This is a genomic window from Polaribacter sp. 2305UL8-11 (assembly GCF_058147165.1).
The window spans coordinates 1-12,253 of the sequence record NZ_JBYVJW010000007.1 but is presented as its reverse complement, the minus strand read 5'-3'; the positions used below and the strand labels follow the sequence as shown (position 1 = coordinate 12,253).

Sequence of the window (12,253 nt, the reverse complement as noted above, 5' to 3'; positions counted from 1 at the left end):
TTAGGTTTTAAATCAACAAAATAAATTATGAATCTAGGATTAGGAACAGCAGCTTTAGGAAGACCAAAATATATTAATGTGCGTCAAGAAAAATGTGATAATTTAAACTTAGATACTTTTAAAAAACAAAGTTTTCAGGTTTTAGAAGATGCCTATAATTTAGGAGTCAGATATTTTGATACGGCTCCAGGTTATGGTTTGGCAGAAGAATTATTATTAAAATGGCTACAAACTAAAAAAGATAATTCTATTAAAGTTGCTACAAAATGGGGATATACATATACTGCAAATTTTGATGCTAGTACAAAAGTTCATGAAATAAAAGAGCACAGTTTAGCAAAATTAAAAGAGCAGTGGAATTTTTCTAAACAACTACTACCCTATTTAAAAATTTATCAAATACATTCTGCAACATTAGAAACTGGAGTTTTAGAAAATACAGAAGTTTTAAAACACTTAGCATTTTTAAAAAAAGAACACAATCTAAAAATAGGAATAACATCAACAGGTACAAATCAAGTAAAAGTGATTAAAAAAGCTCTAGATGTTTATGTTGATGAAAAACAACTTTTTGATTTATTTCAAGTAACCTATAATTTTTTAGACCAAAGTTTGCGAGAAATTTCAGATGCGTTAATCAATCAAAACAAACTAATTGTTATTAAAGAAGCTTTGGCAAATGGACGAGTTTTTAGAAACAAAAATTACTCACATTATTCTAAAATGTATACTGTTTTAGAAAGTTTATCAGAAAAATACGAGGTTGGTGTAGATGCAATTTCGCTACAATATTGTGCACAAACAATTCCTAAAAGTATTGTTTTAAGTGGTGCTAGCAATACTAAACAGTTGAAAGAAAATTTAAAATCAAATTCTTTCACATTGTCTTTTGAAGATTTAGAACTATTAAATTCCTTTAAAACAACTCCAATATCTTATTGGAATGAAAGAAAAAATCTAGAATGGAATTAACAAAAATTGCGTTTGGTGGTGGTTGTCATTGGTGTACAGAAGCTGTTTTTCAATCTTTAATTGGTGTTAAAAAAGTAGAACAAGGTTGGGTTTCTTCTTTTAAAGAAAACGAACAATTTTCTGAAGCAGTTATTGTTGAATTTGATACATTAAAAATTAATCTTAAAACCTTAATTGAAATTCATTTATTAACTCATAAAAGCACAAGTAATCATTCTATGAGAAATAAATACAGGTCTGCAATTTATTATTTTTCAGATATTCAAAAAGAAGAAAGCTTAAAAATAATAGCAGAATTACAAGAAGCTTTTAAAGAAAAAATAATTACTAAAACTTTAAAATTCAATACTTTTAAAGCATCTACAGAAGCCTTTCAAAATTATTATCAATCAAATCCAAACAAACCTTTTTGTCAGAATTATATAACACCCAAATTAAAATTTTTATTGCAAAAGTTTTCTAGCAAAATAGACCAAAGTAAAGTTCTTCACTTGAAATCGACTACTTAAAAAATCAAAAGAGAATGAATACTGTAAGATTAGAAATTAAAAATAGAAAAGGGTTAAAATTACAAGCTTATTTAGAGTTACCTGCAAACCAAAAACCAAATCATTTTGCAATTTTTGCACATTGTTTTTCTTGTAATAGTAATTTTAACGCTGTAAAAAACATAAGCCGCTCTTTATCTAATCAAGGTTTTGGTGTTTTACGTTTCGATTTTACGGGTTTAGGAAAAAGCGAAGGAGCTTTTGCAGAAAGCCACTTTTCTGCAAACATAGAAGATTTGTTAGACGTAAATAATTATCTAGAAAAAAACTATAAAACCCCCTCATTATTAGTAGGTCATTCATTAGGTGGAGCAGCTGTTATAGTTGCTGCATCCAAATTAAAAAATATAAAAGCGGTTGCAACTATTGGTGCACCAGCTACAGTAAATCATGTAACACATTTATTTTCTCATGGTATAAAAGATATTGCTAAAAAAGGTGAAGTAGAAGTACAAATTGGAGGCAGACCTTTTAAAATAAATGAAGATTTTGTGAACGACTTTAGCAAAACAGATTTACCAAAAATTATCAAAGAATTAAGAAAACCAATTTTAGTTATGCACGCCCCTTTTGACAAAGTTGTAGGTATAGAAAATGCGCATCAAATTTATCATAATGCAATGCATCCAAAAAGTTTTGTAAGCTTAGATAATGCTAATCATTTATTATCAGAAAAAAGAGATAGCATCTATGTTGGTAACATAATTGGAGCTTGGGTAGATCGTTATTTCGAACCAGAAGAAAATACTATGATTACTACTGAAGGAGAACAATTAGTTGGGCATTTAAACCTGTTAGAAGATAATTTTACAACTTCAATTCAAACAAAAAAACATTCTTTTATTGCTGATGAACCAGCCAGTATTGGTGGTGATGATTTTGGTCCTTCTCCCTACGATTTTTTAAGTGCTGGTTTAGCAGCATGTACAGTTATGACTTTAAAAATGTATGCAGAACGTAAAAAATGGGATTTACAAGAAGCCTTTGTTTACATTACGTATTCAAAAAAACATAGTGATGATTTAGATATTGATGTAGAAAAACCAACTCGTTTTGACCATCTTCAAAAGAAATTAAAATTAATAGGAAATTTAGATGAGAAACAAAGAAACAGGTTAAAAGAAATTGCCTCTAAATGCCCAGTACACAAAACGCTACAGAGTAAAATTATCATAGACACTCATTTATTATAATTAACCTGTTGTGCATTTTGAATGTAAATTACCATTTTTTGTCAGTTCGAGTGATTTTGAGGAACGAAAAATTGTATCGAGAACTATTTTAAGAACTAAAATTCTTATTCTCGATACAAATTCTACTCATTTCAATCGTAAAATTCACTCGAATTAGTTAACCTTTACAGAATTGACAGAATTTTATCAAAATACACAACGAGTTATAATCATTTAAAAAACTATTAATTATGAATCTTATAAAAAATCTTAAGAATTACTTTAACACTAAAGCAGAAGGGAACACAACAGTAAAAACTCCAGAAGGAATTTGCCCAAATTGCTGGGGAAAACAAGAATGGGAAGGAGATTTTTATAAACTAAATAAAGGGAATAAATTGGTTGGAAACGACCAGAAGTACAATAACTTTATTAATAAAATCGTAGAAAGCAATATTAGTGGTATAAAAATAAATCAAGACTCCTATAAATGTGAAACTTGTAAGATGTCTTACAAAAACTAATATTTGCTTCTTAAACAATTTTAGCTTTAAAATCTTTACAGTTTTAAGGTTTTTCATTTTTTAAAAATCATCAATCAATAGGTCGCTTTTCAAAATCAAGAAAAATCAGAATCTTTAAAATTATTTTTTTTGAATAATTTGTAGTAGTTTTAGCTTAAAACCTAGGCAACCTATTTTGCCAAAGATGAGCGAACTAAACTACATGAAAAAATCTAAAATCTTATATCTTATTCCATTGCTTTTAGTTGGTGGAATTCTATTAGCCTCCAACTTATCAAAAAAAGAAGTCAATTATATTTCAGTTGATAAAAAAGTAAGCAGCTTAGCAAAAAATAAAGATAATTTTAACAAAATGATGGATGTTTTAACACATCCAAGATGCATGAATTGTCACCCAAGTGATAATGTTCCAAAACAAGGCATGGACAGTCACCCACATTATTTTGGTATGAAAGGTGGTAAAAAAGACCATGGTTTTGAGGCCACTAAATGTGCTACTTGCCATCAAAAAGAAAACAATAATTATGCTGGAGTTCCTGGTGCTCCAAATTGGGGTTTAGCACCACAATCTATGGCTTGGAAAGGACTAAGTAGAAAAGAAATTGCTGCTGTTATTATCAACAAAAATAAAAATGGAGGCAAAGATTTAAAAGGAGTAGAAAAACATTTAACCCAAGATGCTTTGGTTTTATGGGCTTGGAATCCTGGTGTAAACGCAGCTGGAATTAAAAGAGAAAAACCACCAATTTCTGAAGAAGAATTTAAAAAAGTTGTCAAAGAGTGGATTGCAAACGGAGCCATAATCCCAGAAAATTAATCGTTAAAAAAGAAAGATGAATATATCATTTAAAATAAATAATAAAGAAGTTTCTGTAAATGTAGAAGATGCAAACACACCTCTTTTATGGGTAGTTAGAGATCTTTTAAATTTAAAAGGAACAAAATTTGGTTGTGGTAAAGCAGCTTGTGGGGCGTGCACACTACATGTAAACGATGTTGCTGTTCGTTCTTGTTCTTACGCTGTAAAGTTTGCAGAAGGTAAAAACATTACAACCATAGAAGGTTTGGGTGATGAAAAAAACCCACATCCTGTGCAACAAGCGTGGGTAGAAGAAATAGTTCCACAATGTGGCTATTGCCAACCAGGTTTTATGATGGCAACTGCTGCATTAATAAAAGAAAATAACAACCCCACAGATGAAGATATAGATAAAAATATTATAAATATTTGTAGGTGTGCAACCTATTACAGAATGAGAAAAGCTATTCATAGAGCTGCAGAATTAACAAGACAAACTAAAAATTAAGATATGAACAAGAAAATATCACGTAGAAAATTTTTAGTAAGAGGTGGCTTAGGAACTTTAGGAGTTTTAGCTGTGGGTACTTATGTTTTTAGAAACCCTATTAGAAGACAAATTATAGACTTTGCAGACTCGTTTGTTTCTCCTTATTCAGGTTCTGGAACCGAGCCTAATCTTTGGTTTGAAATCACAAAAAACAATACTGTAATATTACATTCTCCTAAGGTAGAAATGGGCCAAGGAACTTTTACAGGTTTGGCACAAATTGCTGCAGATGAGTTAGATGTAAATATCAATCAAATAGAAGTAATTGCTGCTGCTTCAGCAAGTGGAATTGTAGATAGCTTAGGTACAGGAGGTAGTTTATCTATTGCATCTATGTGGACTCCAATGAGAGAAATGGCAGCTACAGTTCGTGAAATGGTTAAAATTGAAGCCTCTAAAAAATTAAATATTCCTGTTGAAAAATTATCTACAAAAGACGGGATTGTTTCTGGCAATAACCAGAAAATATCATACATGGAAGCTTTAAAAGATGTCACAGAATGGGAAATTCCTGACACTCCAAAATTAAGAGCAGTTAGCCAATATAAATTGGTTGGAAAACCTGTTGCAAGAATAGATTTAAATGCAAAAGTTTTTGGAGACCCCATTTTTGGCATGGATGCAACAATGGACGATATGTTGCACGCAGTTGTAATTAGACCACAACACATTGGTGCAACATTTAAAAGTGCTAACTTCAGCAAAGCAGAAAAAATGCCTGGTGTTGTAAAAATAGTTCAGATTGATGATTGGGTGGGTGTTATTGCAGAATCATATCCGCAAGCATTAGCTGCAAAATTTGAAGTTGATGTGAATTGGGACATCCCCAAAAAATGGACTGAAGAAGATATTAGATCTCTAATTTCTGTTGGAAATGGAAATGAAATGTTGGTTCAAAAAGAAGGAGATATTTTAGAAAATGCTGACAAAGATATATTAGAAATTGAATTTAAAAGTCCTTTAGGTGCTCATGCACAAATAGAACCTAATGGTGCTGTTGCTTCTTACAAAGATGGTAAAGTTACTGTAATTGTATCTACCCAAGTTGTGGGTATTACTCAAAATCAAATTTCAAAAGCATTAGATATAGATAAAGAGAACATTAATATTATCCCTACGTATTTAGGAGGTGGTTTTGGTAGAAGATTAAATACAAATCATGCCATACAAGCTGTTAAAATGTCTAAAGAAATTGGACGTCCAGTAAAGTATTTTTTTATGAGGCAAGAAGAATTTCAAAATGATATGTTTCGCCCACCAACACATCATATCATGAAAGGAAAATTAAATAATGATGGTCTAATTGAAAATCTAGAACACCATTTTGCCAGCGGAAATGTTGCCATAGATTCTGCTTTATTACCAGATATTGCCAATAAAATTTTAGGAGCAGATTTTGGTGCTATAAGAGGTGGAAGTATTCATTATAGTAATATTAAAAATGTAAGAGCTATTCAATGGCATAAAACTTTACCATTTGCTACAAGTTGGTGGAGAAGTCTTGGTTTATTAGCAAACACCTTTGCAATAGAAAGTTTTGTAGATGAATTGGCTTTAAAAGGAAATAAAAATCCTATTGAATTGCGTTTGGCACAAATAAAAGACAATGAGGAAGGTATTCGATTAAAAAATGTAATCAAAAAGGTACAACAAGAATCTAATTATTCTGATGCAGTTGTTAATGGAAGAGCAATGGGTTTTGCTTGTTCTACAGATACAGGTACACCTTGTGCCCAAGTTGTAGAAGTTTCTATTACAAACAAAGAAATAAAAGTACACAAAGTTACTTGTGTAATGGATTGTGGTATTGCTGTGAATCCAGATCAAGTAAAAGCACAGTGCGAAGGTGCTATGATTATGGCTATGAGTGCTGCAATGCACGAAAAAATGTATATAGAAGATGGACAATTACAACCCATTATTTTTGGACCTTATGATATGGCTTTGATAAAGCACGCTCCTAAAGAAATTAATGTGCATTTGTTACAAGGTATAGATAAACCAGGACCTGTAGGAGAGCCTCCTTTAGGACCAATTGCTGCAGCTATAGGAAATGCTGTTAGAAGAATTACAGGAAAAAGATTAACAGAAATGCCATTAAAATTATCATAAATTTTGATTCACGAATTCAAAGAAATTATCAGTAAAGCTGTTATCAATCAACAAAAAGGATTGAAAAACGTGTTGGCTTCTGTAGTTTATTTAGAGGGTTCTTCTTACAGAAAACCAGGAGTTAGAATGTTAATTTCTGAAGATTTAAACTCAGTTGGAGCTGTTTCTGGTGGTTGTGTAGAAAAAGAAATTATACAGAGAGCAAAAAGTGTTTTTTCTGATGGAAAAGCAAAAGTAATTACTTACGATGGTAGATACAGACTGGGTTGCGAAGGTATTTTATATATTTTAATTGAACCCTTTTTTATTTCTGATGCATTTCTTATCAATTTTAAAAAAAGTATTTCTAATAGACAATCCATAAAAATTGATTCAACCTATAAAAAAGAAGATGAATGCTTTGGCAATTTTGGTTCTGTAGTCACTTTTCAAAATGAACAGAAATTTAGATTTTTAAATTGTAATGAAGAAAATATAAAAGACGAAAAAGAATTATTTACTCAAATTTTAAAACCAGCTTTTCGTTTGCTAATTATTGGTGGCGAACATGATGCTGTAAAATTGTGTAAAATTGGTTCCAATTTAGGTTGGGAAATAGACTTAATAACATCTGCAAAAGACAGTAAACAATTGGCCGATTTTCCTGGAGCACATTCTGTAATTGGAGAAAGTCCAGAAACAATTCAGTTTTCAGAAATTTCTAAAAACTGTGCCATTGTAATTATGAATCATAGTTACGTGCAAGATTTAAAATACGTACTTAAGTTATCTAAATATCAACCAAAATATATCGGAATTTTAGGAGCCCCAAGCAGAAGAGAACGTTTATTTAATGAACTGTTTGAGTTGGTACCTGACATTTCAGAAAATTTTTTAGATACTATTTACACACCTGCTGGTTTGCATATTGGTGCACAAACTCCAGAAGAAATTGCAGTTTCAATTATTGCAGAAATTTTATCGGTTACTAGACAAAAAGAACCTTTTTCTTTGCGCAAACTTAATGGTAAAATTCATAGTTCTTAAAATGATAAACATTGCTATTTTAATATTAGCTGCAGGACAATCATCTAGAATGAAAGCAATAAAACAATTGCTTAAAATTAACAATAAGTATCTTTTAGAATTAACATTAGATGAATTAAGAGACATAGAAAACACCAAGATTTTTTGCGTTTTAGGTGCAAATAAGGGTCTGATTCAAAAAAAAATAAATTTCGAAGGAATAGAAATCATAGAAAACCCAAATTTTAATATAGGATTGAGCTCAAGCATTGCTGCTGGTATCAATCATTTCGAAAAAAACAAGTATCAATTTGATGGTGTTTTAATTGCTTTAGCAGACCAACCAGCTATAAAAACAAGCTATTTTTCTTCTATGATTTCTCTTTTCAAAAAAAATACTTCTAAAATTATTGCTTCTAACTATAATAGAAATGTTGGAGTACCTGCAATTTTCCCAAAAGAAGAATTTCAAAATTTAAAAAACACAAAAGGTGATAAAGGCGCTAAAGAACTCCTAATAAAAAATAAGAAAAATATAATTTTTAGTAACTTGCCAGCTATTTTTACAGATATAGATACCAAAGAAGATTTTTTAAACTTTACACAAAGTATACATTCAGATGAAATTACCTAAACTACTACTATATTTATCTATTTTTACCATCTTAGCATCTTGTGCAACTATAAAAATGCAGGTTGCAGAAGGTCATAAATATACTTCAAGAAAAGATTCTTCAAAAGTGTTGCATTCTTTTTATTTAATTGGTGATGCAGGAAATTCTGATTTATTTAAAAGAGATTCTGCATTGTCTTATTTGAGTCAAGAAATTTTAAACGCTAAAAAAAACTCTACCTTAATTTTTTTAGGAGACAATGTATATGAAAGTGGAATACCAGAAAAAGGAACAAAAAATTATGAACTTGCCAAACATCGTTTAAAAGTACAAACAGATATTGGTAAAAAATTTCCTGGTAAAACATTAGTAATTCCTGGAAATCATGATTGGTACAATGGTTTAAAAGGATTAAAAAGACAAGAAAAATTGGTAGAAAAGGCTTTGGGTAAAAACACCTTTCAACCAGAAAAAGGATGTCCTTTAGAAAAAATTGAGGTAAATGATGATATTAATATTATTGTTGTAGACTCTCATTGGTATGTTACTAATTGGGATAAACATCCTGGAATAAATGACGATTGTGATATAAAAACAAGAGAAAAATTCTTTGATGAATTCGAAGGATTGATTAAAAAATCTCAAGGGAAAACAACCATTATTGCATTGCATCATCCTATGTTTACTAACGGACCTCATGGAGGGTATTACTCTTTTAAAAGCCATGTAAAACCTGTTCCAATTTTTGGATCTTTATTAAACATACTTCGTAAAACTGCTGGTGTTACAAATACAGATCAGCAAAATGATAAGTACAACGAACTTAGAAAAAGAATTATTACAATTTCTCAAGAAAACGAAAAAATTATTCTTGTTTCTGGCCACGAACATAGTTTACAATACATTGTTAAAGATAATTTGCCACAAATTGTAAGTGGTTCTGGCTCTAAAATAACTGCTGTAAAAAACGTAAATGGAGGTGTTTTTGGTTACGGAACTCAAGGTTTTGCAAGGTTAGATATATACAAAGACGGAGCCTCTACAGTACATTTTTACTCAGCAAAAGACAGAAAAATTGTATTTGAAGCTAATGTATACAAAAAAGATAGTGTTATAGAGTATAAAAATTTTCCAAATGCTAAATTAACACACAAAAAAGCATCTGTTTACCAAGAAAATGAAATTAGAAAAAGTAAATTTTATACTTTTTTATGGGGAGAAAGATATAGGAAATATTTTGGCACTAAAGTAGATGCACCAACTGTTAATCTAGACACACTTTATGGTGGTTTAACACCTATGAGAAGAGGTGGTGGTCATCAATCCAAATCTTTAAGATTAAAAGATAAAAAAGGCAGAGAATATGTAATGAGAGCTCTTAGAAAAAACGCTGTACAGTATTTACAAGCTGTTGTTTTTAAAGATCAGTATGTAGAAGGGCAGTTTGACAATACCTTAACAGAAGATTTATTAATGGATGTCTTTACAGGTTCTCATCCTTATGCTCCTTTTACCATAGATAAATTAGCAGAAGCCATAGATATTTATCATACAAAACCAATCTTATTTTATGTGCCAAAACAAAAAGGTTTGGGCGAGTTTAATGCAGATTATGGAGATGAGTTGTATATGATTGAAGAAAGAACTGATGAAGGTCATGGAGACAAGAAAAACTTTGGATACTCTAACAATTTAATTAGCACTGACGATTTAAGAAAAAACCTTTTAAAGGACGAAAAGTATATTTTAGACGAAGAAACATACATAAGAGCAAGACTTTTTGATATGTTAATTGGTGATTGGGACAGACACCAAGACCAATGGAGATGGGCAGAGTTTAAAGAAGATGATAAAATTGTGTACAGACCAGTACCTAGAGATAGAGATCAAGCTTTTTCTATTTTTGGAGACGGTTTTTTACTCCGGTTTTTAACCAATTCACTTCCTGGACTTAAAGGAATGCGTTCTTATCAAGAAGACTTAAAAAGTCCAAAATGGTTTAGTTATTCTGCTTACCCATTAGATATGACATTAATAGCTAAATCTGGCAAAGAAGTATGGACTAAACAAGCTGCCAGAATTCAAACTCAAATTACAGATGAGGTAATAGACAATGCTTTTAAAAAGTTTCCTAAAGAGGTAAAAGACGAAACTATTAATGAAATTAAAAGAAAATTAAAGGGCAGAAGAAAAAATCTTCAGAAAATTACAGATAAATACTTTAAATATTTAAATAAATTTCAAGTAGTAAAAGGCACAAATAAAGATGATTGGTTTGATATTGAACGATTTGCAAATGGTGATACAAAAATTTCTGTATATAGGATAAAAGGAGGCAAAAAAGCAGATTTAATACTAAAAAGACGTTACAAATTTAAAGTTACACAAGAAATTTGGATTTATGGTTTAGATGATGATGATGTTTTTGTTGTTAATGGCGTAAATGGCAATAATGCAATAAAACTAAAAATTATTGGAGGTCTTGATAACGATACTTACGAAATAAACAAAAAACAAAATGTAAAAGTTTATGATCAAAAATCTAAAAAAAACACCTTCATCACCAAAAATATTCGAAAAAAAATAACAGACGATTATAAAACAAACACTTACAACTACACCAAATTAAAAAGCGCTACAGATGTAGTTTCTCCAGCAATATGGTTCAATCCAGATGATGGGATTAAAGTTGGATTTAAAAACACCCTTTTACTTAAAAATTTCGAGAGAAATCCTTTTACTTCAAAACACTTAATTTCTGGATATTATTATTTTGCCACAAGTGGATTTGAGCTAAATTATTATGGCGAATTTGCCAATGTTTTTGATCGTTGGAATTTAGGTTTTGAAGCAAATTACAACAGTCCTAATTTTGCAAGAAACTTTTTTGGATATGGAAATGGATCGCCAAATCCAGAAGCAAAAAAAGAAGATGAAGATAGAGATTTTAACAGGGTAAAAATTCGTAAATTTAATTTAGGATCATTTGTAAAATGGAGAGGAGATTTAGGTGCAGAAATTAAAGTAGCTTTAAATTATCAAAATTTTGATGCAGAAAGAACTCCTGGCAGGTTTTTAGAGAGTCAATTTGCAGCAGATAATAGGTTGTTTACCACCCAACAATTTGTAAATACAGAGGCTAGCTACAATTATCAACATTCTAACAACCCAGCATTTCCAACTTTAGGAATGGCATTTGAAACAAAACTTGGACATACGTCTAATTTAAATGAAAAAAGAAGTTTTTCTTACAATGAAACTTCATTATCAATTACTCATAAGCTAATACCAAATGGAAAACTAGTGTTAGCAACAAAGCTAAATGGACAATTTATATTTGGTGATGAATTTGAATTTTACCAAGCCTCTACCATTGGTGGCAGAAGAGGAGGTTTAAGAGGTTATAGAAACGAAAGATTTACAGGAAAAAATGCTTTTTACCAAACATCGGATATTAGATGGAATATGGCCAAAGTAAAAACCTCTTTACTACCACTAAATTTAGGTATTTATGGTGGCTTTGATTATGGTAAAGTTTGGGGAACACCAGAAAGCTTTTTTACAATACCAAACTCAAATATCAATAATTTTAACACCTCTTATGGTGGTGGTTTCTTTTTTAATGCAGCCAATATGATTTCTGGTGGAATTGGATATTTTAAAAGTGATGATGGAACACTATTAACATTTAACTTTGGTTTTGATTTTTAAATTATTATGTATCAAACAGCATTAATTTTTGGAAGTTTATTGGGTGGTACTGCTATTATTTTAGGTGCTTTTGGAGCACATTTATTAAAGAAAAAATTAAATAAAGAGCAATTGCAAAGTTTTGAAACAGGCGTAAAATACCAAATGTATCATGCTATTGTCTTGCTAATTTTGGTAATGTGGCAAAAAATGGTTGGTAATTTTTACATCAAGATTTGTTATATTCCCAAAGTTAATTTGAACAGG

The 12,253-nt window shown here is 30.4% G+C and carries 11 protein-coding genes; all 11 read left to right on the top strand.

The window, feature by feature from the left end; all coding sequences use genetic code 11:
- Positions 1-27: 27 nt before the first annotated feature.
- Entirely contained in the window at positions 28-972 is a 945-nt protein-coding gene (locus ACY2RW_RS07810; protein WP_490122156.1) for an aldo/keto reductase, read from the top strand.
- Entirely contained in the window at positions 963-1,481 is a 519-nt protein-coding gene (locus ACY2RW_RS07805) for a peptide-methionine (S)-S-oxide reductase (RefSeq protein WP_490122155.1), read from the top strand. Before ACY2RW_RS07810 ends, ACY2RW_RS07805 begins: the two co-directional genes overlap by 10 nt.
- Before the next feature lie 14 nt (positions 1,482-1,495).
- Positions 1,496-2,713, top strand: a complete 1,218-nt coding sequence (locus ACY2RW_RS07800) for a bifunctional alpha/beta hydrolase/OsmC family protein (protein ID WP_490122154.1) — start codon at positions 1,496-1,498, stop codon at positions 2,711-2,713.
- Between the two features lie 230 nt (positions 2,714-2,943).
- The gene (locus ACY2RW_RS07795) at positions 2,944-3,216 is read left to right on the top strand and encodes a hypothetical protein (protein WP_490122153.1); all 273 of its coding nucleotides are present in this window, start codon (positions 2,944-2,946) and stop codon (positions 3,214-3,216) included.
- Between the two features lie 184 nt (positions 3,217-3,400).
- Positions 3,401-4,033 carry a hypothetical protein gene (locus tag ACY2RW_RS07790; protein WP_490122152.1) on the top strand — a complete coding sequence of 211 codons (633 nt, stop codon included), beginning with the start codon at positions 3,401-3,403 and terminating at the stop codon, positions 4,031-4,033.
- A gap of 16 nt (positions 4,034-4,049) precedes the next feature.
- Positions 4,050-4,523, top strand: coding sequence for a (2Fe-2S)-binding protein (locus ACY2RW_RS07785; protein ID WP_490122151.1), 474 nt, complete (start codon positions 4,050-4,052; stop codon positions 4,521-4,523).
- 3 nt (positions 4,524-4,526) lie between these two features.
- The gene (locus ACY2RW_RS07780) at positions 4,527-6,677 is read left to right on the top strand and encodes a xanthine dehydrogenase family protein molybdopterin-binding subunit (RefSeq protein ID WP_490122150.1); all 2,151 of its coding nucleotides are present in this window, start codon (positions 4,527-4,529) and stop codon (positions 6,675-6,677) included.
- Positions 6,678-6,680: 3 nt separating this feature from the next.
- Positions 6,681-7,703, top strand: a complete 1,023-nt coding sequence (locus tag ACY2RW_RS07775) for an XdhC family protein (protein ID WP_490122149.1) — start codon at positions 6,681-6,683, stop codon at positions 7,701-7,703.
- A 1-nt stretch (position 7,704) separates the two neighbouring features.
- Positions 7,705-8,316, top strand: coding sequence for a nucleotidyltransferase family protein (locus ACY2RW_RS07770; RefSeq protein ID WP_490122148.1), 612 nt, complete (start codon positions 7,705-7,707; stop codon positions 8,314-8,316).
- On the top strand, positions 8,303-12,007 hold the full coding sequence (locus ACY2RW_RS07765; RefSeq protein WP_490122147.1) for a metallophosphoesterase: 3,705 nt from the start codon (positions 8,303-8,305) through the stop codon (positions 12,005-12,007). The genes ACY2RW_RS07770 and ACY2RW_RS07765 overlap by 14 nt, the downstream gene beginning before the upstream one ends.
- Before the next feature lie 6 nt (positions 12,008-12,013).
- The coding region (locus ACY2RW_RS07760; protein ID WP_490122146.1) for a DUF423 domain-containing protein at positions 12,014-12,253 on the top strand (240 nt) is incomplete at its 3' end.